Source organism: Rhizobium sp. KNZ2-6A (assembly GCF_056755475.1).
Genome location: NZ_JBNDIC010000013.1, coordinates 113,557 through 137,257 on the forward strand (window position 1 = coordinate 113,557; position 23,701 = coordinate 137,257).

General features: G+C 60.6%; 23 protein-coding genes. 11 read left to right on the top strand and 12 right to left on the bottom strand.

The annotated features are described in order from the left end of the window. The first annotated feature begins 223 nt into the window (after positions 1-223). The 3 genes from ACPYOP_RS11840 to ftsZ all read left to right on the top strand — a co-directional run bounded on the left by ACPYOP_RS11840 (position 224) and on the right by ftsZ (position 3,926). Entirely contained in the window at positions 224-1,267 is a 1,044-nt protein-coding gene (locus ACPYOP_RS11840) for a substrate-binding domain-containing protein (RefSeq protein ID WP_481410579.1), read from the top strand. Between the two features lie 72 nt (positions 1,268-1,339). Beyond that, a complete protein-coding gene (locus ACPYOP_RS11845; protein ID WP_481410580.1) occupies positions 1,340-2,545 on the top strand; it encodes an acyl-CoA dehydrogenase family protein in 1,206 nt (401 codons plus the stop codon). Between the two features lie 373 nt (positions 2,546-2,918). Beyond that, a complete protein-coding gene (gene ftsZ, locus ACPYOP_RS11850) occupies positions 2,919-3,926 on the top strand; it encodes a cell division protein FtsZ (protein WP_481410581.1) in 1,008 nt (335 codons plus the stop codon). Between the two features lie 81 nt (positions 3,927-4,007). Here the strand turns inward: ftsZ and ACPYOP_RS11855 are convergent, their stop codons facing one another. From ACPYOP_RS11855 to ACPYOP_RS11890, 8 genes are all read right to left on the bottom strand, one after another. Continuing rightward, positions 4,008-5,225, bottom strand: coding sequence for an SfnB family sulfur acquisition oxidoreductase (locus ACPYOP_RS11855; RefSeq protein WP_481410582.1), 1,218 nt, complete (start codon positions 5,223-5,225; stop codon positions 4,008-4,010). Positions 5,226-5,400: 175 nt separating this feature from the next. Next, positions 5,401-6,699, bottom strand: coding sequence for an NAD(P)/FAD-dependent oxidoreductase (locus ACPYOP_RS11860; RefSeq protein ID WP_481410583.1), 1,299 nt, complete (start codon positions 6,697-6,699; stop codon positions 5,401-5,403). Positions 6,700-6,828: 129 nt separating this feature from the next. Beyond that, entirely contained in the window at positions 6,829-8,085 is a 1,257-nt protein-coding gene (locus tag ACPYOP_RS11865; protein WP_481410584.1) for an ABC transporter substrate-binding protein, read from the bottom strand. A gap of 192 nt (positions 8,086-8,277) precedes the next feature. Continuing rightward, positions 8,278-8,565: a hypothetical protein gene (locus ACPYOP_RS11870; RefSeq protein WP_481410585.1), complete on the bottom strand. Its 288-nt coding sequence runs from the start codon at positions 8,563-8,565 to the stop codon at positions 8,278-8,280. Beyond that, the gene (locus ACPYOP_RS11875; protein WP_481410586.1) at positions 8,562-9,617 is read right to left on the bottom strand and encodes an aldo/keto reductase; all 1,056 of its coding nucleotides are present in this window, start codon (positions 9,615-9,617) and stop codon (positions 8,562-8,564) included. Before ACPYOP_RS11875 ends, ACPYOP_RS11870 begins: the two co-directional genes overlap by 4 nt. 5 nt (positions 9,618-9,622) lie before the next feature. Then, positions 9,623-9,976, bottom strand: coding sequence for a TIGR04076 family protein (locus tag ACPYOP_RS11880; RefSeq protein WP_481410587.1), 354 nt, complete (start codon positions 9,974-9,976; stop codon positions 9,623-9,625). Between the two features lies 1 nt (position 9,977). Next, entirely contained in the window at positions 9,978-10,466 is a 489-nt protein-coding gene (locus tag ACPYOP_RS11885; protein WP_481410588.1) for a DUF3830 family protein, read from the bottom strand. Further along, positions 10,463-11,197: a GntR family transcriptional regulator gene (locus ACPYOP_RS11890; RefSeq protein WP_481410589.1), complete on the bottom strand. Its 735-nt coding sequence runs from the start codon at positions 11,195-11,197 to the stop codon at positions 10,463-10,465. The genes ACPYOP_RS11885 and ACPYOP_RS11890 overlap by 4 nt, the downstream gene beginning before the upstream one ends. Before the next feature lie 121 nt (positions 11,198-11,318). Here ACPYOP_RS11890 and ACPYOP_RS11895 point away from each other — a divergent pair, with 121 nt between their 5' ends. Genes ACPYOP_RS11895 through ACPYOP_RS11910 form a run of 4 tightly spaced genes read left to right on the top strand, consistent with a single transcriptional unit; the run spans position 11,319 to position 14,750 of the window. Next, positions 11,319-12,116, top strand: a complete 798-nt coding sequence (locus tag ACPYOP_RS11895) for an ABC transporter ATP-binding protein (RefSeq protein ID WP_481410590.1) — start codon at positions 11,319-11,321, stop codon at positions 12,114-12,116. Next, positions 12,113-12,862, top strand: a complete 750-nt coding sequence (locus ACPYOP_RS11900; RefSeq protein ID WP_481410591.1) for an ABC transporter ATP-binding protein — start codon at positions 12,113-12,115, stop codon at positions 12,860-12,862. Before ACPYOP_RS11895 ends, ACPYOP_RS11900 begins: the two co-directional genes overlap by 4 nt. Beyond that, entirely contained in the window at positions 12,859-13,767 is a 909-nt protein-coding gene (locus tag ACPYOP_RS11905; protein ID WP_481410592.1) for a branched-chain amino acid ABC transporter permease, read from the top strand. The genes ACPYOP_RS11900 and ACPYOP_RS11905 overlap by 4 nt, the downstream gene beginning before the upstream one ends. Next, a complete protein-coding gene (locus tag ACPYOP_RS11910) occupies positions 13,764-14,750 on the top strand; it encodes a branched-chain amino acid ABC transporter permease (RefSeq protein ID WP_481410593.1) in 987 nt (328 codons plus the stop codon). The genes ACPYOP_RS11905 and ACPYOP_RS11910 overlap by 4 nt, the downstream gene beginning before the upstream one ends. Before the next feature lie 98 nt (positions 14,751-14,848). On the opposite strand, the gene ACPYOP_RS11915 is transcribed toward ACPYOP_RS11910, so the two are convergent. The 3 genes from ACPYOP_RS11915 to bla form a co-directional block, all read right to left on the bottom strand. Beyond that, the gene (locus tag ACPYOP_RS11915) at positions 14,849-15,232 is read right to left on the bottom strand and encodes a hypothetical protein (RefSeq protein ID WP_481410594.1); all 384 of its coding nucleotides are present in this window, start codon (positions 15,230-15,232) and stop codon (positions 14,849-14,851) included. Positions 15,233-15,756: 524 nt separating this feature from the next. Then, on the bottom strand, positions 15,757-16,908 hold the full coding sequence (gene ampC, locus ACPYOP_RS11920; protein WP_481410607.1) for a class C beta-lactamase: 1,152 nt from the start codon (positions 16,906-16,908) through the stop codon (positions 15,757-15,759). 71 nt (positions 16,909-16,979) lie between these two features. After that, positions 16,980-17,870 (bottom strand): class A beta-lactamase, encoded by an 891-nt coding sequence (gene bla, locus ACPYOP_RS11925; protein WP_481410595.1) that lies wholly within the window; start codon positions 17,868-17,870, stop codon positions 16,980-16,982. Between the two features lie 170 nt (positions 17,871-18,040). On the opposite strand from bla, the gene ACPYOP_RS11930 reads away from it, so the two are divergent. Both ACPYOP_RS11930 and cml read left to right on the top strand, forming a co-directional pair. Then, positions 18,041-18,919: a LysR family transcriptional regulator gene (locus ACPYOP_RS11930; protein ID WP_481410596.1), complete on the top strand. Its 879-nt coding sequence runs from the start codon at positions 18,041-18,043 to the stop codon at positions 18,917-18,919. 335 nt (positions 18,920-19,254) lie between these two features. Next, entirely contained in the window at positions 19,255-20,451 is a 1,197-nt protein-coding gene (cml, locus tag ACPYOP_RS11935; protein WP_481410597.1) for a CmlA/FloR family chloramphenicol efflux MFS transporter, read from the top strand. A 123-nt stretch (positions 20,452-20,574) separates the two neighbouring features. Here cml and ACPYOP_RS11940 read toward each other — a convergent pair whose 3' ends face one another. Further along, the gene (locus tag ACPYOP_RS11940; protein WP_481410598.1) at positions 20,575-21,597 is read right to left on the bottom strand and encodes an LLM class flavin-dependent oxidoreductase; all 1,023 of its coding nucleotides are present in this window, start codon (positions 21,595-21,597) and stop codon (positions 20,575-20,577) included. A 499-nt stretch (positions 21,598-22,096) separates the two neighbouring features. Here ACPYOP_RS11940 and ACPYOP_RS11945 point away from each other — a divergent pair, with 499 nt between their 5' ends. Continuing rightward, positions 22,097-22,597 (top strand): invasion associated locus B family protein, encoded by a 501-nt coding sequence (locus tag ACPYOP_RS11945; protein WP_481410599.1) that lies wholly within the window; start codon positions 22,097-22,099, stop codon positions 22,595-22,597. Between the two features lie 171 nt (positions 22,598-22,768). Next, entirely contained in the window at positions 22,769-23,695 is a 927-nt protein-coding gene (locus ACPYOP_RS11950; RefSeq protein ID WP_481410600.1) for an ArsR/SmtB family transcription factor, read from the top strand. Positions 23,696-23,701: the final 6 nt, after the last annotated feature.

Below are 23,701 nucleotides of genomic sequence, written 5' to 3' on the forward strand. Positions count from 1 at the left end.
GGAACGTTTTCTGATATCGGGATTGTGCTCCGAATGCTGGCCCATTCGCGAGGCATGTCCTTGCCGCCATCTATTCGGCTAGCGAACAAAGAATCTCCGAAGGCGGGCAAAATCGGACGATTTAATCTACTAAAAACATAGAGATTATATCTAATAATTGCACGCGTCGCAGGGTCATGGTTCCGTCAGACGACGCTTTCGGTTGATCGTGAGGATCGCGACGATGAAATTTATCACACGGCTCGCCCTGTCGGCCGTTGCCCCTCTTCTTCTGACACAGGCAGCACTGGCCGCCGGGGTTAACGGCGCGCCTGCGCCCTTCGACAAGGGCGGCGTGAAGGTTGCTCTGGTCAGCTATATCTCCGCCGGCGACTTCTTCCAGGCCTACCAGGCCGGTGCGGAAGCGCAGGCCAAGGCGCTCGATATCGACCTTCGCGTCTTTCCGGGCCGCCAGGATGCCGCCGCCCAGCGCGAGCAGATCCTCCAGGCAATCAATCTCGGCGTCTCCGCCATCGTCATCGATCACGGCCTGCCGGAATCGCTTGGCGATGTCGTGCAGCAGGCGCTCGACAAGGGCATCAAGGTCGTCGCCTTCGACGTCAATCTCAACAATCCGAAGATCCCGCAGGTCGAACAGAGCGATCACGAGCTTGCCGATCTCGCTCTGAAGCAGGTGGTCAAGGACAATGGCGCCAGCTTCAAGGCGGGCTACGTCTATGTTGCCGGCTTCGCGCCGCTCGATCGCCGCAACGAAGTCTGGGACACCTTCAAGAAGCAGAACGCAGGGGTCGTCGAAAAAGCCCGTTTCGGCAATGTCAGCGACACGACGGCAACGTCGACCGCCGACCAGGCAAAGGCGGTGCTGACGGCCAATCCCGATATATCAGTCGTCTTTGCTCCCTATGATGAATTCGCGCGCGGCGTGAAGCTTGCCGCCACGGATCTCGGCATCACGGGCAAACTGAAGATCTATTCGGCCGATGTGTCGACCGCCGACATCCAGGAGATCGTCGAACCGGGCAGCCCATGGGTCGCGACGGTCGCCACCAATCCGGCCGTGGTCGGCGCCGTCTCCATCCGTGCTGCGGCTTTGCAGGTCGCGGGCCAAGAGGTTCCGCACCAGATCACCGTCAAGCCGACGCTGCTGACACAGGAAGGGCTGCGGGCGGCCGGCGTCAAGACGATCGAGGAACTGGCGCAGAAAGTTCCGGCCTTCAGCACGAGCGACGCGGTCACCGCAAGCTGGATACCGGACAAGCTTTTCTAAGCTGCCGACCTCGATCTTCCGGCGGGGCCTTTTGATCCCGCCGGACTACATCACTGAACCGGAGTTCACATTATGAGCCAGTCCAACGTCGTCTTTGCGAGCAATCGGAACGCCACGCGAGAGGACCTCTTTGCCCGAGCGGAAGAGATTGCCGCCGATCTTTCGAAGCGCGCCGCAGAGCTCGATCGCGAGGGACGGCCGCCGCTCGGCGAAATCATCAAACTGAAGAATGCGGGGCTGCTGAACGCCCTGCACGCACAGCAGATCGGCGGCGGCGGTCTCGATTGGGTGGATGGATTGCGGCTGGTGCGCATTCTTGCGCGCGGAGAAAGCTCCATCGGCCAGCTTCTCGGCTATCACTACGTCAACAGCCAATATGTCTACTGGGCCTTCGACGAGTCGCGTGCGCAGGAGCTCGGTGGAAAGACGGTTGCCAACAGCCTCTATTGGGGCGCTGCGGTCAATCCGCGCGATCCGGGCCTCGTGCTGACGCGTCGCGGTAACGGCTATGTCCTGAACGGCCGCAAATCGTTCTCGACGGCCGCTCGCGTGTCCGATTACATCAACGCCAATGCCGCGCTCGACGACAAGATTATCGGCTTTGCCGTCCCGACCAACCGGGCCGGCTACAAGGCCAATGACGACTGGGACAATTTCGGCCAACGTCTCTCCGACAGCGGCAGCGTCGAATTCCACGATTTCCCCGTCTATGAGGAGGATCTGGACAAGGTGGCATCGGTGGGCGGCGAAGCCCCGGTGCTTGCGACATTCAACACGCCGCTCATTCAGCTTGTTTTCGTGAACTTCTACCTGGGCACGGCCGAGGGTGCATTGCGCGAGGCGGTCGACTACGTCCGAACGACGACGCGGCCCTGGGTTACCTCCGGTGTCGAACGCGCATCGGACGATCCCTACATTCTCGAACGTGTCGGCGAGTTTACTGCTGCCCTGAAAGCCTCCGCTGCGTTGGCCGACAGCGCTGCGGCGGCGGTTCAGAAGGCTCTCGCAAGAGGATACAAGGCAACGGCGCGAGAGCGCGGCGAGGCGGCAGCCGAAGCCTATGCGGCGAAGGTGCATGCGACCCAGGTTTCGCTTGATATCACCTCGCGCGTCTTTGAACTCACCGGTGCGCGTTCGACCGCGGAGAAATACCGTTTCGATCGCTTCTGGCGCAATGTGCGGACCCATACCTTGCACGATCCGGTCTTCTACAAGGCCAAGGAAGTCGGTGAGTTCGTTTTAAACGACAAGATTCCCGAGGTCAGTCTCTACAGTTAAATACCGGGTGAAGACGTCATGCAGTCTGAAAAATGGATAGGCTCGCAATCTCGCCGGTGATGACTTCACCCGTACTCAAGATCGGTCAACGCTATTGGTATCTAGTGTGGCGTTGACACAGGTTGGAACACTTGGCAGCTTTAAGCGCGCGCTCCCGGCTGTGGTTTTCGCGCAATGCTGGGCGCTTCACGCTTTATTATCCGGCCCACAAATCCCGTGCTCAACTCATTATTCTGTGGAGGGCCGCCGGCACGTGCCGCAATGCGCACATGTTCCTCACTAGGATCTCCTCGCTCGCGAATCGCTCCAACGCCCGTTTCCACAAGGGCAGGCGATCGCGATTGAGAATGAAACTGATCCAATGGAGTCCTTCATGGCTGACATCCGCACACCACTTTCCGGGGTGATACCGAAGATTTCCGTCGTCGGTGTCGGCGGTGGCGGCGGCAACGCGATCAACAATATGATCGCGCAACAACTTCAGGGCGTCGAATTTATCGCGGCAAACACGGATGCACAGGCGCTTGCGACGTCGACAGCGACCAGGCGCATTCAACTGGGCGCACAGGTGACGGAAGGTCTCGGCGCAGGCTCCCTGCCGGAAATCGGACGAGCCGCCGCTGAGGAATCCATCGATGAGATCATGGACCACCTCCAGGGCACGCACATGTGTTTCGTCACGGCTGGAATGGGTGGCGGCACTGGCACGGGCGCTGCCCCGATCATCGCTCAGGTCGCGCGGCAGGCGGGCATCCTCACGGTCGGCGTCGTCACCAAGCCCTTTACGTTCGAAGGCAACCGGCGCATGCGCACGGCCGACGAGGGCATAGAGCGGCTCCGCGAAAGTGCTGATACTGTCATCGTCATTCCCAATCAGAACCTGTTTCGCATTGCGGATGCCACGACCACCTTCGCAAATGCCTTTGTGACCGCGGACCGGGTCCTGTATGCGGGCGTCAGCTGCATCACGGATCTGATCATCAAGGAAGGTCTCATCAACCTCGACTTCGCCGATGTCAAATCGGTAATGCGGGGAATGGGGCGTGCGATGATGGGTACGGGCGAAGCCTCAGGACCGGGCCGCGCGTTGAAAGCGGCAGATGCCGCAGTCTCCAATCCGCTTCTGGACGATATGAGCATGAAGGGCGCACGGGGCGTGCTGATCTCCATTTCCGGCGGAACGGACATGACGCTGTTCGAGGTCGATGAGGCCGCCAGCCGCATCCGCGACGAAGTCTTTGCGGATGCCGATATCGTCGTCGGTGCAATCTTCGACAAGACCCTTGACGGCGTATTCAGGGTATCGGTCGTTGCAACCGGTCTGGAAAGTCTCGCGATGTCAGCCGGTCAGCCTATGGAAACCAATATGGATCGGCACTAATTGGCTTCAGCGTGGCGCTTGGATCTGTGCCTTTGATTATGTGAAAGCCCCGTCGCGGGCGACGAGGCTTTCGTCTATCCGTTAAAGCGCGCCATTCTTCGGCGGGATGACGTCGTTGAGGTGATAATTGCCGACGACGTGATATTTCCAGCGGACGGGGTCATGAAGCGTATGCGTGCGGGCATTGCGCCAGTGGCGATCGAGATTGAGATCCAGCTTGACCGAGGCCGTGCCGGCGAGCTCAAACAGCGTGTTGGTCGCTTCGATAGCGATTTCCGTTGTCAGCACCTTAGCGGCCGCCACCGCGAGTGTCGCCTCGACCACCCTCTTTTCTGTTGTCTCGACCTGGGCGGCATCGACCTTGCGGCCGGCACGCTCGACGGTCGCGGTTGCGGCTTCCAGCCGGATGGCGATCTGCCCGATCTTGGCAATCGTCAGCGGATCGTCGCTCGCGCGCTCGACGCCGCTATCCGTCCAGGGGCGCGATCTCGTCTTCACGAAATCTAGCGTTTCGGCGAAGGCGGCCCGGGCAATGCCGAGATCGACGCCGGCATGGATGATCTGGCCGACCGAGCCGATCGTCGTCGGCCGCTCGAAACCCTTGTGATGAAGGACGACATGGTCGGCATTGACATAGACATTGTTGAGGACCGTAGTGCCGCTGCCTGTCGTGCGCTGCCCGAAGCCATCCCAATCATCGATGATTTCGATGCCTTCCGTGCCCTTCGGCACGAAAGCCATGACCAGCTTGTCGGCTTCGTCCAATGCGAAGACGGTGACCCAATCGGCAAAGAGAACACCGGTCGAATAGAACTTGCGGCCGTTGATGCGATAGCCCGGACCATCGCGGGTGATACGGGTCTCATAATGCCCGACCGTTTTCGTGCCGCGCTCGGAGAGGGCGTTGCCGAAGCGGTCGCCCGCCAATGCGCGGCCGAAGAAATAGCGCTTCTGATCTTCAGAGCCGTCGATGCGCAGGGCTTCGAGGATGTAGAAATGGTTCTGCGGTATCTGCCCGATCGAGCCATCGGCTTCTGCCAGGATCGCGGTGATCTCGGCCAGCGTGGCGTTCGAGACATCAAGGCCGCCATACTCCTCGGGAACGGTAATTGCCAACAGGCCGGATAGTGCCAGTGCGTCCATTTCCGCAAAGGGGAGCAACCTCTCGCTGTCACGTTCCGAGGCAGTGGCGGCAAAACGTTGGGCCAGCTCCTGCGCGACGGCCAGCGCCTGTTGCTCGGTCTCCAGCAAGGCCGCCTCGGGATGCTTGGCGTTGATATGGTGCAATTGCGCGTTCATGGGCAGGCTCCGATTTCATTCGGCGCCACGATGCCGCATTCAAAGCGGGGGTTCGAGAAAAGCCATTTCGTTTTTACGGATGCGGTCGCGTCTTCATTCCTTTCTCTATAGAATTGATGGTCAATTGCTGCCTGAAACGTTATTGGTATTGATAAGCATCGATGTTCTCATCCAGCTAACGACGCCCGGTGCGCCAGTCTTCAAAGCGGGCATGCGCCAGGGCAAGCGAAGCGACAACGGGCGTAAAACCGTGGAATGGCAGGGGGCGGCCGGATTGCAGCGGGATCGGCAGGGATTCGGCGGCTTCGCCGTGCGCCAGTCTCGCCAGCGTCCGGCCGAGCTGCGCCGTCATGGCGATGCCGCGGCCGTTGCAGCCGATCCCTCCGAAGAAGCCGTCGCCGAAACGGTAAAGGCGCGGCAGGAAATCCGGTGTCATGATCGCCGTTCCGGTCCAGACGATCTCCACGCCGGGATGGCGCGGCAGGCGGAGTTCGGATACGAGCCGGTTGACAACGGCGTGGCCGACGCGCTCGAAGGCGCCGATCGGATTGATCGCCATGCCGCCGCTGATCAGCCTGTTGTCGCGATCGAGCCGATAGGTGAAAAGATTGGAGCGCGTATCGCCGACGGGCCTCCGATGGGGGGCGATCCGAGCGACGGTCTCGGCATCGATCGGTTTCGTTGCTACCTGATAGACCTTGAGCGGCACGCCGGTTCGTCCCATGCGTGAGGCTACGCCATCGGTGAAGGCGTTGGTGGCAAGGAGGACGACATCCGTTTCGATTTCGTGGCCCGCGAGACTGACGCGCCAGCCACCGCCATGTCGTTCGACGCGCTCGACCGTGCTGTTTTCGTGGATCGTGCCGCCGCGCCGCATGACCGCGCCTGCAAGCCCGTAGAGATAGTTCAGCGGATGAATGGTGCCGCCGGAGTGATCGATCAATCCTCCGGTATAGATATTCACGCTCGTTTCGCTCTGGATGGCGCGTGCGTCGAGAAACTCGACGGGACGGCCGAGCTCCGTCCAATCCTTTGCCCGTTGGCGCAGGATCGCGGCCATGTCGTCGCCATGGGCGGGCTGCAACCAGCCGGTCTGCGCGGCGTCGCAGGAAATCTTCTCTGCCGCGATGATCGCAAAGACCTCGTCGGCACCGGAGCCGACGAGCGACAACAGGGCATCCGCCTTCTCGCGGGGTAGCTTCTGACGGACGGTTGCCGGATCAGCCTTGGCGAAGTTCGGGACGACGAAGCCGGCATTCATGCCGCTCGCTCCGCCGCCCAATCGCGCGGCTTCGAGGACGACAACGGAGCGGCCGGCGCGAGCTAGGTGAAGCGCTGCGGTCAGGCCGGTGAAGCCGCCGCCGACCACGACGACGTCTGAGCGAGCGGGCACGTCGCCGGAAAGTTCGGGGGCGGGGCCAGCCGTCAGCGTCCACAACGTCGGATTGGTGGGGCGAGCAACAGGGCTGGGCATCAGCGGACGATCTCTCAATACCTATGCCAGATGGCTATCACGACAGGTGAACCGCCGAAGGGATTGCGCCAGGATGGTTTCGCGCGAGGCACACCGGTCGATGCGCCTCGCCGTCTGCAGAAAAACGGCTTACTTGATCTTGTCCTTGAGAGCCGAGACGTCTTCCATCTTCAGTTCGCCATCGGTCGTGACCTTGCCGTCGGCAATCTTCCAGAGACGGAAGGGGCCGGTGATGTCGCCATACTGATCGAAGGAAACCGGGCCGATGACGCCTTCATAGCGGATCGGCTTGCCGTCCTTGATCAGGCCAAGGGCCTTGGCGAACTCTTCCTTGCCGGCATAGATCGGCGTGCCCTTGGGATCGACGACCTTATAGATCGCATCCTTCAGTTTGGACGTGTCGTCGCCGGCGATAGCCAGCGCGAGACCGACGATCGCGCCGGCATCATAGGCTCGGTCAGCGGCCGGGTTGGTCGGCTCGATGCCCGAAAAATCCTTGTAGTTCTTGTTGAAATAGTCGGTCGATGGCGTCGGTGTCGTGCCCGAGGAGGTGCCATAGGCATCCTTCAGATAGTCGGCACCGACGGAATCGATAAAGTCCGGGCTATTCATGCCGTCATTGAGCAGGAACTTCTGCGGGCCGCCTTGCGAGATCCATGTACGGGCAATCGTCGCACCGTCGACCGGCGTGCTGGCGAGATAGAGGCCATCCGGATCGCCGCCCATGCCGGCGGTGACTTCGGAAGCATAGCTTGACTGCTTTTCATTGTAGGGCGTCGTCGAAACGATCGTGCCGCCGAGCGCCTTATAGGCCTTCGAGAACTCGGCGACCATGTTGACGCCGAAATCATTGTTGACGTGGATGATCGCGAGCTTCTTGAAGCCCTTGTCGATTGCGTATTTGGCAGCGGCGATACCTTGGAGCGAATCCGATGTGATGGTGCGGAAGAAGATACCGTTGGTCTTGCCGTCCCGGCCAAGCGCCGTCAGTGTCGGCGAAGAGGCGGCCGGCGATACCTGCACGATCTTGGCCGGCGCGGCGACCGAGGTCAGGATCGGGATCGTCACCGAAGAAATGATGCCGCCAATGATGGCCGGTACCTTCTTGACCTGCACGAGCTGGGTCGCGGCGTCGACGGCGACATTGCCCTGGCTTTGGCTGTCGCGCGTATCCGTCACCAAATCGCAGCCATGGGCGCCGCCGGCGGCGTTGATATCGCGGAAGGCCATCTCGACGGACTTGGCGCCCGCCTGGCCGTATTCGCCGGCGGGTCCGGTCAGTTCCATCACGAGGCCGACCGTTACCTTGCAGTCCGCGGCATTGGCGGCGCCCGCTGCAGTTAGAAGGGCCAGAGCCGTGGTGATTTGAAATATCGTCTTCTTCATCTTTGTTCCCCTTGTTCGGTCAACGATTTTCATTTCTGTTTTTTAGAACCTGTCAGGTCTCCGACATCTGCAACCAGGTTTCATGCAGATGCTGCCATTCGACGCCGTTGGGTGCCGATGAACTTGCAGTGAAAAGGGCACTCGCCTGACGCCGGCTATATTTGCCCGCCCGCGTCTGCGCTTCGACATACGTCAGGACGATAGTATCCGTAGTTTCGTAGCTCGCGCGGATATCCGAAATCTCGATGGTGAAATTGCCCTGAAACGTCGCCCGGTTGCCCGGATCAGCTCGATGGTCTCAGTGCGGTCGAAGACGCGGCCGGTCGGCGGGATCATGTGAAAAGCCTGGCCGAAGGTGCGCTCGCAGCGGCCGAAATCGGTCTTGTCGGCGGTTGCGGCGTCATACCAGGCTTCGAAGAAGCGATGGAAATCAATAACCTCGGCGCTGGCCTTCTGAAAGAGGGGCGATTGCTGGCTCATACCTTCCCCGCATTGAGGTTGTAATGCATGATCGAGCCGTGCCTGCCGGTGCGGTCACGCTCCAGCGTATAGACATCGCCTTCAAGGCCATGGCTTTGGGCGATAATGCTCGCGATCTGCCGGCGGTCGTCGTCCGAAAGGGCGATATCCATGATCTTGGCATTGGCGAGCGCATGCGCCTGATTGCGGGCACCGACGATGACGGCAGCCACTTGCGGCTGCTCCAGCACCCAGGCACTGGCGATCGTGGCGATGTCGACGCCATGGTGGTCGCCGATGGCCTTCAGCGTGCCGAGCAGCGACTGGAACAGCTCCCAGCCGCCAAAGTCATCGATGATCAGCTTGTATTTGACGAGAGAGCGGTTCTCGAGCGGCATTTCCGGTTCCGGTTGTCCCAGCCATTTGTCGCTCAGGAAGCCGCCGGCTACCGAACCGTAGCAGAGGAATTTCACGTCATTCTTCGCCGCCAGCTCGGCGAGGCTGTGCGACGGTCGCTGATCGAGAACGGAATATTGCAATTGCTGGCTGACGAGTGGAATGCCGGCTTTCAGAATCTCGGCAATATGAGGCGTATCGAAATTGGTCGTGCCGACATTGCGCACCTTGCCTTCGCGGCGCATCTCGTCCAGCCAGCTCAGGGCTTCGAGATAGCCGGGCAGGGAGTAGTCCCACCAGTGAAACTGTACCAGATCAAGCTGTTCGGTCTTCAGTTTGCGCAGCGACTTGTCGACGATGCCGCGAATATAGTCGCGGCTGATGCTTGCGAGCTTTTCCAGATCGGGCACCAGCTTCGTGTGCACCTTCATCGCACTTGCGGCCTCGGTTCCGTGCTCGTTGCGAAGTCGTTCGCGCGCTTCGCCAATCAGCTCCTCGACGCCCGTATAGATGTCGGCGCAGTCATAGGTGCGAATGCCGACGTCGAATGCGGCGATCAGGTCGGTCACGGCCTGGGCGCGATCGATGGCACCATGTCCTCCGGCAAGCTGCCAGCCGCCGCGGATGACGCGGGAGATCCTGTATCCGGGGCTGAGCTCAAAAGTCTTGGCGGTCATGCGGTTCATTCTCCTTCAGGCAACGGCACAGCCGTCGTTTCGGCATGGCTGAACCGCCGCTTGCCCGTCCTGACGATGCGCAGCCGGCTCGCGCAGTTCGGGTCGGGGCAGGCGATTTCCGCGTCCGAGGTCATCCAGTCATTCTTGTGGGTTGGTCGCTGCTTGGCCGCCAGCAGTGGTAGGACGGCTGAAATGGAGTAGATCGAAAAGCCTTTCCCCGCAGGCAGGGACAGCATCTCGCCCTTGAGTTCGAAATAGTCGCCCGGCTTGGCGCCGCAATAGATCGGCTTGCCCTCTGGAATGACCGCTTCAACTCTAAGGTCGAAGAGCTCGAAACTGTCGTCGCTTGCTGCCGTCATCTCAGATCTCCGCGCGTTCGAAGGTGACGTCGCAGGCGCCGTTGCGGCGGATGACACCGCAGGCGGCAGCGAAATGCTCGCGCTCCTCGGGGCGCACCTGTGCGACGACGCTGCCGGCAAGCCAGCCGATCGGGAAGAGCAAGCGGGCGCCGGGTCCATAGAACAGGCCGATATCGAAGATCGCGTCTGGATTGCCGCCCCACATGCGCGGCGGCACGTAGCTCAGCACGATATCGCCGGGCTGCGGCGTCAGCGTTGCGTTCTCGGCGGGCAGGGCGATCGCATAGGAAGCACCCTTCAAATGCGCCGGCGGGATCGGGCATGAGATTTCCGGGCCGGTCCACATGGCGTGAATGCCACCGACCACGCGCGTTTCGCTGAGATAGTTCCAGAGAAAGGCGGCATTATCGGGCGCCTTGGCTTCCAGCAGAGGTGCCAAGAGACTGAGACCGGAGCGGGGTTCGGAGATCTTGATGGCGCGTTGGCTCATACGGATTGGCCCTTTTTGGCTTCGGCTTCCAGTTTGCTGCGCAGGAAGGTGAACGGCCGGCTGATGTCCGCGACCAGCGCATCGCGGGCTTCCTTTGCATTCTTCGCGGCGATCGCCTTGACGATCGTGCGGTGATAATGGGCCGTATCGACCTCGCCGGCGTCCGAGAAGGCATAGATGGCGACGCGGATACAGGGGCCGGATTGCAGCCAAAGGCTCTCGATCATCGGGATCAGGACGGCGGAGCCGCAGGCGCGATAGATCTCGAAATGAAAGGCCTGGTTCAGCGTCACCTCGCGGTCGACATCCTTCTTGTGCTTCAGCGCGCGCATCTCGTCCCATTCACCGAGCATGCTCTCGATGGTCGTAATCTGCCGCGGCGTCATGCGGGTCGCTGCAAGTGCGATCGCCTCGCCCTCGATGAGGATGCGGGCGCGCAGGAGATCGTCCATGCGCTCCAGTGTGATCGGCGGCACGCGAACGGATCGATTGGGGAGAGCTTCCAGCGCTTTTTCCGTGATCAGGCGGCCGAGAGCCTCGCGCACCGGCATGGTGCTGGTCATCAGCGCGTCGGCAAGACCGCGGATTGTCAGCACCTGACTCGGCTCGAACAGCCCGCCGATCAGCGCGCGGCGCAGCTCCAGATAGACCCGGTCCTGAACCGTTTCCCGGCCCACGGGCGCAAGCTGTGCGGCAATCGGATCGCTCTTTTCGGCGGTGGCCTTTTGCATTCGAAATCCCTTTTTCGGCTTGCGAAGAGGATTAAAGCTGATTAGCGTGATCAACGCAAGTGTGATCACAAATCAAATAATCAGGGAGCGGCAATGATCGCTTTCCGGCCAGAGGGATCTCATGAGTACGACAACTGAACGGCATGGGGAGGAAGCCCGGCCCGTTCTGACGGCAAGGAACGTGGTGCGGCGTTTCGGCGGCGTCATCGCCGTCAACGACGTTTCCTTCCACGTGCGCCAGGGCGAGATCCTCGGCTTGATCGGCCCGAACGGCGCCGGCAAGACGACTATGTTCGACCTTCTGGCCGGCAGTGTCGCGCCGAGCAGCGGCGAGATCGTCTTGAATGGGGCTGCGGTGGAGGGCGAGGCGGCCCATCGCCGGATCGGTCGCGGCCTTGGCCGGACCTTCCAGATTCCACGGCCGTTCTCCAATCTGACGCTTCTCGACAATGTCATGCTGGCGGCCCAGGATCAGGCGGGCGAGCGTCTACTGTCGAATTTCCTGCGTCCGTGGAAGGTGGCCGAGCAGGAGAAGGCCACCCATGCCAAGGCGATGGAACTGCTCGATCTGGTTCACCTGACGCACCTGGCCCGCGAACCGGCACGCGTATTGTCAGGCGGCCAGCGCAAGCTTCTGGAGCTTGCCCGCGTCATGATGGCAGATCCGGCGCTCATCCTCCTCGACGAGCCCGCAGCCGGCGTCAACGCAACTCTTCTGGAGACGATCATCGACCGTATCCGAGATATCAATCAGCGCGGTGTCACCTTTCTCCTGATCGAGCACAACATCGATATGGTCACGCGCCTGTGCCATCGTGTGCTCGTCATGGCCGGCGGCCAGCTTCTTTGCGAGGGCACGCCGGAAGAAGTTGCCCGCGATCCGCGCGTCATCGAAGCCTATCTGGGAGGCGCGGCATGAGCGAACCCGTCTTGAGTGTTCGCAATCTCGTTGCCGGTTACGAGCCGGGCGTGCCGATCGTTCGCGGCGCTTCGATCGAGGTGGCGGAAAAGGAGATCGTCGTCGTGCTCGGCCCCAATGGCGCCGGCAAATCGAGCTTCATCAAGGCGATTGCCGGCCTCGTTCCGGTTGAAAGCGGCACGGTGCGGCTGGCCGGCAGGGATATCACCGGCGCGCCGGCGCACAGCATGGTGCGGCTTGGCCTCGCCTTCGTGCCGCAGACGGAGAATGTCTTCCCGCTGATGTCCGTCGAAGACAATCTGAAGGTCGCGGGCGGCGTTCTGAAGCCAAAGGAAGTGCCCGAGCGTATCGAGGAAATGTATGCGACCTTTCCGGATCTCGCCCGCCACCGCCGCATTGCGGCGGGCAATCTCTCCGGAGGGCAGCGGCAGATGCTGGCCGTTGCGCGTGCCCTCATCGTTCATCCGAAGCTTCTCGTGCTCGATGAGCCTTCAGCGGGTCTCTCGCCGAAATTCGTCTCGATGGTTTTCGACATGCTGACCGAAATCCGCAAATCAGGCGTCACCATTCTCCTGGTCGAGCAAAATGCCAAGGCGGCCCTTGCCATCGGCGACCGCGCCTATGTTCTCGTCGAAGGCAAGGACAGGCATGAAGGGGTTGCTTCGGAGCTTTGGAACGACCCTGTCGTTGCCGAACTCTACCTCGGCCAGCGCCCGGCTGTTCCCAAAACAGGAGGTGCGGCATGAACCTGCAATTCATCGTCGACGGATTGCTGACGGGCTCGATGATCGGGCTTGGCGCCATCGGCGTGACGTTGACCTATTCGATCCTGCGCTTTTCGAACTTCGCCCATGGCGATTTCATGGCTTGGGGCACCTATGCGACGCTCGCCGTCGTCAGCGCCATCGGCGCAATCTTCGGCAAGGTCGCCCCCATCGGCCCGCTGTCCTTCGGCTGGCCGCTGATCGTCGCGGTGATCGTCGCCATGGGCTTTACCGGCCTTCTTGCCCTCGCGCTCGATAAGGTGCTGTTTGCCCGGCTGCGGGCCAAGGGCCAGTCGATCATCGTCGTCATGGCAAGCTTCGGCGCTTCCATGGCTCTGCGCAGCCTGCTCGAATTCCTCTTCTCGTCGCGCCCCACCTATTTCAGTCGCGCCATCCAGATCGCCATGCCCGTCGGTTTCGGCATTCGCATTACGCCCGATCAGATCGTGCTTCTGATCGTCACGGCGCTGCTAGTCTTCGGTGTGCATATGCTGATGACGAGGACGCAGACGGGCAGGTCCATGCAGGCGCTCAGCCAGAACCCGGCGCTCGCTCGTGTGGTCGGCATCGATGTCGCCAAGGTCGTGCGCGTTACCTGGTTGATCGGCGGCGGCTTGGCCTGTGTCGCCGGCGTCATGATCGGTATTCTCGTGCAGATCCGCCCTCTGATGGGCTTCGACATGCTGCTGCCGATGTTTGCCGCCGCCATTCTCGGCGGTATCGGCAGCGTGCCGGGGGCGGTTCTCGGCGGGTTGATCATCGGTCTTGCCGAGGCGGCCGCGGTTCAGTTGATCGGAGCGGAATGGCGCGCCGCCATCTCCTTCATCATCCTGATGGCAGTGCTGTTCATCCGGCCGATCGGCCTTTTCGGAGTGAGAGAGCGATGATGGATATTATCGGCTACGGCGCCTTCTTCCTGACCACGGCGCTGATCTTTTCCTTCATCACGCTTGGCCTGAACCTGCAATGGGGCCTGACCGGTCTCTTCAATGTCGGCCTCGCCGGCTTCGTCGCCATCGGCGCCTACACGTCGGCGCTGTTGACGACGCCGGACACCGCCGGGCGGTTCGGCGGGTTCGATCTGCCGATTGTTATCGGCTGGCTCGGCGCCATGGTGGTGGCCGGTCTTGCCGCTGCCATCATCGGCATTGCGACGCTTCGGTTGAAATCCGATTATCTGGCGATCACCACCTTCGGCGTCGCCGTCGTCGTCCAGCTTGTGGCGCTGAATGCGCAGAGGCTGACCGGCGGTCCCTTCGGCGTCGGCTTCATTCCCCGTCCATTCTCCAGCCTTGCCGAAACGCCGCTGCTCTTCAATCTCGCCAATCTCGGCGTTGCCGTCGTCATGATGCTGATCGTCTATCTCGCGCTCGAGCATCTGGCGAAAAGCCCCTGGGGCCGCGTTCTGAAGGCGCTGCGCGAGGACGAGCGCGCCGCCATTTCGCTTGGCAAGAGCGCTCGCTTCTATCGTGTTCAGGCCTTTGCCGTCGGCGGTGCCGTCATGGGGCTTGCCGGTGCAATGCAGGCGCATTTCATCGGCTTCATCGCGCCCGACAATTATGTTCCGACCCTGACCTTCCAGGTCTGGGTGATGCTGATCGTCGGTGGTTCGGGCAGCAACAAGGGGGCGGTCATCGGCAGCATCCTCGTCTGGGGAATATGGGCTGGATCGGGAGCGCTGACGAGCATCCTCTTTTCGCCGGAGCAGCAGGCTCGTGCGGCCTCGCTTCAGATCGTCGCGATCGGCGTCATGCTCTGCATCATCCTGCTGGTGCGCCCGGGCGGCCTCTTCGGCGACATCCCGAAGCGTCGATCGGTCGTCGCGTCGCAACCGAAACCGGTCGCGGACGAGGGTAGCGCTGTGCCCTAGCAGCGGGCTTTGCCGATCAGACTGGTATTTGATGGTTTTGCGCTCTGCCGAGGCACATAAGGACGTACCGGCCATAGGTGACCGGTACGTAGTTCGTTCTAGGAAGCCAGACGACGCAGGGGCTGAGCGGAAATAGGCTTGGCGGGAACCCGCAGAGGGCGCTTCGCGGCGACGGGCGACTTACGTGCCGTGCTGGTTTTGGCCGCGCCAAGCCAGCGAAGAATGGCGTCGAAGCCGGGTTGGGCCGCGCGCTTCAGTTCGGGGCTCATTTCCTCGTCCATACCGCAGAGCGAGGCAATTTCCTGGAAGTCGACACGTCCTGCCCGAAGGGGAGGGCGCGACTGGAAAACGATCAGGCCGATCATGAAGCCTTTGATATTCTCGAAGCTACGCGGCTGAAGCAGCGGCTTGAGCCGCATATCGCAAAAATCCGAAATCTTGCGCTGGAAAACGTCAGTGGCAGAGCTTTTCTTTATGGGCATTATTCATTCCTTGCAGGCGACATCATCCAAAGGTCGGGGTGTGGCCCGCTAAAGCACGGAAGTTAAGGAAGCGCAAACAACCGACCGGTTGGCCGCTTTCAATTCTACGATGCGCCGACATTTGGCAAGTGGCAGATCGATCACGCTTCGGTCAAACCTGCCGTCGGCCAGGGAGCAGTAGCGGAAGGTAGGCGCTTTGCCGGGGAGCCGATAAAATCATGAAAAAACTGTAACTTGCCTCCCACGCCGTTGAGAGCGACATTTTCCTTGCGCCGGATATATGAGGTGAAAGACATGTCAGTCTTAGAAATGTTGGTTAGACGCCGGATGCAGGAAGAATATGCAAAGGGTACATCGCCAGAGCGCATTACCCGTCTCCTGCAGGAATTCTTCAACGGAGCGGAAGCCTCCAAGGCAGATGCCGTCTTGCGACGGTCTGCTGGCAACCGATAAAATACCAGGCCGGCCTCGATGCTTTCCGAGGGCCGGCCATTTGTCGAAGCAGACTAATCCTTAAGCCAGTTCTATCGTGCCGCGTTCGATCCCGACAGATCTTCGACCGCGATCAGGATCTTGTAGGCCGCGGAAATACGGGCCGGGATCGGAAAGTTCCTGTTTGCCAAGAGCACGATGCCGACCTGGCGAGCGGGAATAAAGGCCGCATAGGCGCCAAAGCCGTTCGTCGAGCCCGTCTTGTTGATGAGCAAATCCTTGCGCGGCGGCTGCGGCGGATCGAGACGGGTGACCTTGTGCGGATCGTGCGCCATGTCGGACGCGTTTCCGGCGAGCAACCGGGCAAGTGTGGTCGGATAGGCATAGATTTCCCAGCCAAGCCCCTGCGTCATGTTGCCGACGGTGTAATAGCCGGCATGCGTCGCCTCGACTGCCCGCTGAAATGTTCCGTCGAGCTTCGAGCCATCCATATTGGCCTCGAGAACGGCAAGCATATCGGACGCCGTGGTCTTGATGCCATAGGCGGGCGTGTCGAGAACGCCGGGTCCGACGCGGACCGGCTTGCTCTTTTTCGAATAGCCATAGGCATAGTTACCCATCTCGGCGGCTGGAACGTGAACATAGGTATGCTTGAGCCCAAAGCCGGCGATGATCTTGTCCTGCATCAGCGTATCGAACGGCTGGCCCATGGCGCGCGCGGCCAGATAGCCGAACAGGCCGATGCTCGGATTGGAATATTGCCGGTACGTGCCGGGCGCAAAGGACGGATGCCAGTTGCGATAATAGGCAACCATTCCCTCATTGCTGACACTGTCGGGAAATTGCAGCGGCAGGCCGCCGGCCGCATATGTGCCGAGATCGAGAAGGCTGATCTTGTCAAAGGCCGTGCCTGCCAGCTCCGGCATGTATTTCGTCGCCTTGTCGGAGAAAGACAGCTTCCCGCTGACTTCGGCGTAGGAGGCAAGCGTCGCCGCAAAGGTCTTGCTGATGGAGCCGAGCTCGAAGATCGTATCGTTCGTCACCTTCTGGCCGCTCTCCTTCGAGGCGACGCCGTAGTTGAAGACGTAGCGCTTGCCTTTGACGGTGACGGCAATTGCCATGCCCGGCACATCGTTTTCCTTCATGAGCGGACGGACGGTCTCATTGACGGCCCGCTCCAGACGAGCTTGGTCAATGTCTTCGGCATGGACGCCAGCGCCATAGAGGAGGCAGAAGGTAATTATTCCGAGCTTCGGCAGCGAAATGGCACGTATATTCAAGATGATATCCTCATACTGATGAATGAAGGGCGATCTCAGATCGCTGCAGCGATGCGACCGATTTCGGCGATAATTGCGTTGCGTTCGTCCACCGCGATCGACGGTATCTCGCAATAGGCCGTCACGATGATGGGTGCGCGGTTCGCTGGCCACAGCACTGCAATATCATTGGCATTGCCGGCTTTGTCGCCATTCGTCCCCGTCTTGTCGCCCACCAGCCAATCCTTCGGGACGCCGGCGCGCAGCCTGGTGTCACCTGTCTTGTTGGTGATCAGCCAGGCAGCCAGTTGCGATCGCGAGGCGGCCGTTAACACGTCGGTGAACAGAAGCCGCCGCAGGTTTTCCAGCATGGCTGCGGCCGTCGTCGTGTCGCGCTGGTCGTCCGGCGTGTCGTGGTAATTCAATGCGGGCTCTATGCGATCGAGACGGGTCACCTCGTCGCCGAGGCTTCGGCAGAAGGCGGTTAGCGCCTTGGGGCCGCCAAAGCTCGCAAGCAGGAGATTGGCTGCCGCATTGTCGCTGAATGTGACGGCCGCAGCGCAGAGTTCTGCTACCGTCATGCCGTCGCCTACGTGCAACTTGGTTGCTGGCGAGCCGCCGATGATGTCACCTTCCGAGTAACGAATGCGCCGGTCGAGCTTTTCCTCGCCTTTGTCGACGCGGGCAAGCACCAGGGCGGCCGCGAGCGCCTTGAAGGTGCTGCACATCAGAATGGGCTCGCCGGCGCGGTGTTCGATGCGCTTGCCGCTCGCCATATCGAGAATGCTGACGCAAATGCGGCCCCGATGCTTGCTCTCGAGCGCGGCAAGCTGTGCTTCACCCGAATGATCGTCTGCAGTGCGTCCAACCGCACTTAGTCCTGCCAGAACAGGCAGCGCAAGCAAACCGCCGGCAAGGCTTTGCCGGCGTGACAATAAGATCGTCATCTTGTTTCCACTTCGATTGATGTTGAGCAAAGAGGCTCGTCTCAGGCCCCGTGGACGTCATTGGAACCCTGCAAATCACTTTGCGAAGCGGACTATGGCGCTGCATCGTGCCCTAGACAAACGATCAATTCTGCGCTTAGACATGAGAAAAAGTTGGCCTTAGGACACAAATGGATATCTCACAGCTGCCGTTGAATGCGCTGCGCGTATTCGAAGCCTCGGCGCGGCACTGCAGCTTCACGCGGGCGGGCCTGGAACTCCGCGTAACGCAGACGGCCATCAGCCATCAGGTCAAGGCGCTGGAGGATGTGCTGGGAGTGACCCTGTTCAAGCGCCTGCCACGCGGCCTCGCGCTGACCGATGAGGGACACGCACTGCTGCCGGTGCTGACGGACGCCTTCCGCCGCATGAGCGCCACGCTCAGCCAGCTGGAGGAGGGAAATTTTGCCGAGATCCTGACGATCGGTGTCGTCGGCACCTTTGCCATCGGCTGGCTTTTGCCGCGTCTTGCCAGCTTCAAGGCGCAGCATCCACATGTCGATCTGCGTCTGAAGACCAACAACAATCGCGCCGACATGGTGCTCGATGGGCTCGATTTCTTCCTGCGCTTCGGCGACGGCGCCTGGCACGGAACCGAGGCGATCCATCTGATGGATGCGCCGCTGTCCCCGGTCTGCAGGCCCGATATCGGTGAGCGGTTGCGCACACCGGCCGACCTTGCCGAGGTCGAGCTGTTGCGATCCTACCGGATCGACGAATGGTCGCTCTGGTGCAGGGCTGCGGGCCTGCCGCTGCCGCATCTTCGCGGCTGGATGTTCGATTCCTCGCTGACGCTGGTGGAGGCCGCCGCGCGCGGCGCCGGCGTCGCGCTCGTGCCCGTTGCCATGTTTTCCCATGACATCGAGGCCGGGCGCATCATGCAGCCGTTCCAGATTACGGCAATGACCGGCAGCTACTGGCTGACGCGATTGAAATCGCGGGCGGAAACGGCATCGATGAAAGTGTTTCGCCAGTGGCTGCTGGCGGAAATCGAGGAGATGCCGGGATAGGACACAGGCAAGAGTGCCGACCTGCGTTCTCGGCCATTTCCCTGCAGCCTTCGGCGACTGCGCAAGCAGTTAGGGCATGCGGCGTGATTGTCGAATCTTCATTCATAGGTTGCGGCTACATCCACCTTGCAACATCGTTGCTCGAATTGATGGCATCTGCTAGGGGTGGGTCATCATCACCTATCTCGCCACGGAGCAATTGGCATGGGGACGCTAAAGTCAGCAGATAAATAAGCCGCAACAGCTTCTTGTTGTTGCGGCGTGCTGTCGAACTCATTCCAACTGGACCCCAGTGGCAGACGCCGCCCGATTTCTCTTTCGAGCGGAATTTTCTCATGTCTGACATACGCCCATCCTGGGCCTCCTCGCTGCCGGCGGCGCTGCTGCTGATGGCGCCTTTCGACATTCTCGCCTCGCTGGCGATGGACATCTATCTTCCCGTCGTTCCAGCGATGCCCGGCATTCTGAACACGACGCCTTCGGTTATTCAGCTCACGCTGAGCCTCTATATGATCATGCTTGGTCTCGGGCAGGTCCTGTTCGGTCCGCTTTCGGATCGCGTGGGGCGCCGTCCCGTGCTGCTGGGCGGGGCGGTCCTGTTCGCCGCAGCCTCCCTCGGAGCGGCTGGCTCATCGACGGCGGCGGCCTTCGTTCTCTGTCGGCTGCTGCAGGCCATAGGCGCCTCGGCGGCATTGGTTGCGACCTTTGCAACCGCCCGGGATGTCTATGGTAATCGGCCGGAACAGGCGATCATCTATGCCGCGTTCGGCTCGATACTGTCCTTCGTGCCCGCACTCGGCCCGATAGCAGGCGCGATGATCGCCGATCGCTTCGGATGGCGTGCCATTTTCATGGTGCTGGCGCTTCTGGCCCTGGCTGCCACCGTCAACGCCATAGCAAGGTGGCATGAAACGCGGCCTACGGGTTCGAGCGGGCCGCGCCGTTCCATCTGGCCGATCTTCAAAAGCCTGCCGTTCTGGACCTACACGCTGGCCTTCAGTGCGGGCATGGGCACGTTCTTCGTGTTCTTCTCGACGGCGCCACGCGTGCTGATCGGCCGGGCAGGCTATTCGGAACTCGGCTTCAGTATGGCATTCGCGACGGTCGCGGTCGTGATGATCGCAGCGGCGCGCTTTGCCGGATTATTCGTCGAGCGGTGGGGCGTTGCAGGCTGTGTCGCGCGCGGCATGGCGTTGCTTCTCGTCGGCGCGGCTGGTCTGGCGCTCGGTCAGGTCTACGGCTCTCCGTCCTTCACAAGCTTCGTGTTGCCGATGTGGATCATGGCAGTTGGGATCGTCTTCACGGCATCGGTGACGGCGAACGGAGCGCTTGCGGAATTCGGCGATATCGCCGGATCGGCGGTGGCCTTCTACTTCTGCATCCAGAGCCTGATCGTCAGCATCGTCGGAACGCTGGCGGTGACCGCATTGGGCGGCGATAGCGCATGGCCATTGGTCGGCTTTGCCACGCTCATGGCATTGCTGGTGCTGGCAGCATTGCATGTCTTGCAACGCCAAGATGCCATAGCCTGATCTGCAAAGTATCCGCCTTTCGGCGGAGAATGTTTGAAAGCACTGCCCGCGAAAGTCGAATTTCGCGGGCAGTGAAGGCCGGTTTATGCAATCCGGGCGCCATCGTTGACGCCAGGAATTGCCTTATCGCCATCCCAACGCCGGAGCGACATGGGTCAGAATCGATTCGATGACATGGGCGTTGTATTCGACGCCGAGCTGGTTGGGCACGGTCAGGAGCAGGGTATCGGCTGCCGCGATTGCCTCATCCTTCGCCAATTCCTCGATGAGCACATCGGGCTCGGCCGCATAGCTGCGTCCGAAGATGGCGCGCGTCTTCTCGTCGATGAAGCCGATCTTGTCGGCGTCCTTGCCGCTGCTGCCGAAATAGGCACGGTCGAGATCGTTCACCAGAGCGAAGATGCTGCGGCTCACCGAGACCCGTGGCTCACGCTGGTGTCCTGCCTCTTTCCAGGCCTCGCGGTATAGCTTGATCTGATCGGCCTGCTGGACGTGGAACGGCAGCCCGCTTTCGTCGTCCTTGAGCGTCGAGCTCTGCAGGTTCATGCCGAGTTTCGCCGCCCATACGGCCGTGGCATTGGAGCCTGCACCCCACCAGATCCGCTCGCGCAGACCTTCCGAATACGGCTCGAGGCGCAGGAGGCCGGGAGGATTGGGGAACATCGGGCGTGGATTGGGCTGTGCAAATCCCTCACCACGCAGAACATCGAGCAGCGCTTCCGTGTGCCTGCGTCCCATATCGGCGTCGCTTTCGCCATCCATCGGCGTGTAGCCGAAGTGGCGCCATCCATCGATCACCTGTTCCGGGGAGCCGCGGCTGATGCCGAGCTGCAGCCGGCCGCCGGCGATGAGATCGGCAGCACCCGCATCCTCCGCCATATAAAACGGGTTCTCGTAGCGCATGTCGATAACAGCCGTGCCGATTTCGATACGGCTGGTCTTGGCGCCGACGGCTGCCAGGAGCGGGAACGGCGAGGCAAGCTGACGCGCGAAATGGTGTACGCGGAAATAGGCGCCGTCTGCCCCCAACTGCTCGGCCGCGACGGCGAGATCGATCGATTGCAGGAGCGTGTCGCCTGCCGACCGTGTCTGCGATTGGGGTGATGGCGTCCAATGGCCGAATGAAAGGAAACCGATCTTCTTCATGATACTATCCTACTATCTCCGGTTTGCCCGGCTCGATTCATGCCATGAATGCCGACGCCGATACAAACGGAATGCATCTGAGGCGCCCGTTGCCCGTGTCTTCCTGTCATGGCTTGCAAAAGCCGCGGATTCAAACGGCTATATGCGCATGGACTGTGCTGGATGAAACAGTGCGATCTGTGAACTGATTGTCAATGTCGGCGGTGGCCGCAGGAAACTGGCGACACCTTGACAGCTTTCTGTCTCCGCTCGCTCTTTCTATATGTGGTTATCTCCGTTTCGGTGCGGAATAGCAGAAAATCTTGGCGCGGTGGCATCCGAAATAGTGATGCTCGATACGGTGGGGTTTTCCTTCGCCATGCTTTCCAGCGCGTCACCTAACATGAACAAACTTTAACGAAGACATTAACAATCGGATAACGCACCGCACCGAAACTGCCGCGCGTGTGAGTGCTTCTCTCGCTTTCAACGTCCTTGAAACAAGAAATGGCAGGAAACTATGTTTGCTAGAAAATTCGCCCCCGCTCTGGTCTTCGTCGCATTCGGCGCCGGTATTGCGCATGCGGAAGTGCCCGTCCGTATCGATCAATTCGATCATTGGGGCGCATATTCTTATAAATCCGGCGATAGCGTCAGTTGCTATGTGCTGTCGAGACCAGTGGCGCAGCAACCCGCCAGTGTCGATCATGGCGACAACTTCTTCATCGTCTCGCGCCTGTCTCCTGGCGACAAATTGGTTCCCGAAGCTGCGATGGGCTATGATCTGAAAGACGGCGCGCAAATGACCGCTGCGGTTGGCGACAAGACCTTTCCGATGTTCACGAAAGACCGGCACGGTTGGGTGAGGGATGAGACCCAGGAGCCTTCCATGATCGGCGTTATGAAGGGCGGCGCGCAATTAGAACTGCAGGCAACGTCCAAACGCGGCACCGCCACGAGCTATTCCTACTCATTGTCAGGCATCACGGCCGCGTTGAAACGCATAGAAACGTGCAAATGATACCGCCGGTATCCGAGGTGCCGGCGCCGCTCCTAACGCCAGGAGTTGCATGGCGGAAATGACCTGATGGCGTCTTCCTGATCGCATGGAAGGCGCCAAATGCCGATATCTCTTGTGAAATCAAAAATCCTGATATAAATGATATCCATTGATTGGGGTATTCGGGATTCGATGCAACGCGGCTTTCTGACAATTTATGCGGGCGAGAACGCCGCAGTCTTCAGGGCACTTTCGGCGCCGGCCCGCGTCGAGATGCTGAAACTGCTCTGCGCCAAAGGTTCGATGAACGTCAACGAAATCGCCCGGGAACTCGATCTGCCGCAATCCACCGTCGCAACGGCGATCATGATTCTCGAAGAAGCTGGTCTTGTCGAGACCAAGGCTGCGAAAGCGCGCAAGGGCTATCAGAAGATCTGCACGGCGCTTTACGACGAAATCCTGCTGAGTTTCGAGGATCAGGCCTTCAAGCACGACGAGGACGTGATCGAGGTCGCCATGCCGATTGGCCTCTATACGAGCTGCGAGACGCATGCGCCGTGTGGCCTATGTTCGACCGAAGGCGTGATCGGCCTCCTCGACGTTCCCGACTATTTCCTCGATCCACAGCGCATGCAGGCCGGTCTTTTATGGTTCGGCCGCGGCCATGTCGAATATAAATTCCCGAACAATGCCAAGATCTTGAACCGGAACGTCAATGCCATCGAATTCTCGATGGAGCTGTCGTCGGAAGTGCCGGGCACCAATCCGGACTGGCCGTCCGACATCACCGTCTGGATCAATGGCGTCGCTGCCGGCACATGGACGTCTCCCGGTGACTACGGCGACAAGCGCGGGGCGTTTACGCCAGGCTGGTGGAAGCTGGAAGGCTCTCAGTATGGTAAGCTCAAGACCTGGCGAATCTCGAAGAAGGGCACGTTCATCGATGGCGTCGCCGCGTCCGATGTGACCATCGACGATCTCGCCATCAGCCAGCATTCCTCGATCCGGTTGCGGATCGGCATTGCCGATGACGCACGCAACACGGGCGGCGTCAATATTTTCGGTCGCGGCTTCGGCAATTATGGTCGCGATATTCTGATGCGCGTCGATCTGGCATAGTTCTGT

Coding starts and splice junctions, on each gene's coding strand:
- ACPYOP_RS11840 (WP_481410579.1), top strand. CDS start 224: ATGAAATTTATCACACGGCTCGCCCTGTCGGCCGTTGCCCCTCTTCTT.
- ACPYOP_RS11845 (WP_481410580.1), top strand. CDS start 1,340: ATGAGCCAGTCCAACGTCGTCTTTGCGAGCAATCGGAACGCCACGCGA.
- ftsZ (WP_481410581.1), top strand. CDS start 2,919: ATGGCTGACATCCGCACACCACTTTCCGGGGTGATACCGAAGATTTCC.
- ACPYOP_RS11855 (WP_481410582.1), bottom strand. CDS start 5,225: ATGAACGCGCAATTGCACCATATCAACGCCAAGCATCCCGAGGCGGCC.
- ACPYOP_RS11860 (WP_481410583.1), bottom strand. CDS start 6,699: ATGCCCAGCCCTGTTGCTCGCCCCACCAATCCGACGTTGTGGACGCTG.
- ACPYOP_RS11865 (WP_481410584.1), bottom strand. CDS start 8,085: ATGAAGAAGACGATATTTCAAATCACCACGGCTCTGGCCCTTCTAACT.
- ACPYOP_RS11870 (WP_481410585.1), bottom strand. CDS start 8,565: ATGAGCCAGCAATCGCCCCTCTTTCAGAAGGCCAGCGCCGAGGTTATT.
- ACPYOP_RS11875 (WP_481410586.1), bottom strand. CDS start 9,617: ATGACCGCCAAGACTTTTGAGCTCAGCCCCGGATACAGGATCTCCCGC.
- ACPYOP_RS11880 (WP_481410587.1), bottom strand. CDS start 9,976: ATGACGGCAGCAAGCGACGACAGTTTCGAGCTCTTCGACCTTAGAGTT.
- ACPYOP_RS11885 (WP_481410588.1), bottom strand. CDS start 10,466: ATGAGCCAACGCGCCATCAAGATCTCCGAACCCCGCTCCGGTCTCAGT.
- ACPYOP_RS11890 (WP_481410589.1), bottom strand. CDS start 11,197: ATGCAAAAGGCCACCGCCGAAAAGAGCGATCCGATTGCCGCACAGCTT.
- ACPYOP_RS11895 (WP_481410590.1), top strand. CDS start 11,319: ATGAGTACGACAACTGAACGGCATGGGGAGGAAGCCCGGCCCGTTCTG.
- ACPYOP_RS11900 (WP_481410591.1), top strand. CDS start 12,113: ATGAGCGAACCCGTCTTGAGTGTTCGCAATCTCGTTGCCGGTTACGAG.
- ACPYOP_RS11905 (WP_481410592.1), top strand. CDS start 12,859: ATGAACCTGCAATTCATCGTCGACGGATTGCTGACGGGCTCGATGATC.
- ACPYOP_RS11910 (WP_481410593.1), top strand. CDS start 13,764: ATGATGGATATTATCGGCTACGGCGCCTTCTTCCTGACCACGGCGCTG.
- ACPYOP_RS11915 (WP_481410594.1), bottom strand. CDS start 15,232: ATGCCCATAAAGAAAAGCTCTGCCACTGACGTTTTCCAGCGCAAGATT.
- bla (WP_481410595.1), bottom strand. CDS start 17,870: ATGACGATCTTATTGTCACGCCGGCAAAGCCTTGCCGGCGGTTTGCTT.
- ACPYOP_RS11930 (WP_481410596.1), top strand. CDS start 18,041: ATGGATATCTCACAGCTGCCGTTGAATGCGCTGCGCGTATTCGAAGCC.
- cml (WP_481410597.1), top strand. CDS start 19,255: ATGTCTGACATACGCCCATCCTGGGCCTCCTCGCTGCCGGCGGCGCTG.
- ACPYOP_RS11940 (WP_481410598.1), bottom strand. CDS start 21,597: ATGAAGAAGATCGGTTTCCTTTCATTCGGCCATTGGACGCCATCACCC.
- ACPYOP_RS11945 (WP_481410599.1), top strand. CDS start 22,097: ATGTTTGCTAGAAAATTCGCCCCCGCTCTGGTCTTCGTCGCATTCGGC.
- ACPYOP_RS11950 (WP_481410600.1), top strand. CDS start 22,769: ATGCAACGCGGCTTTCTGACAATTTATGCGGGCGAGAACGCCGCAGTC.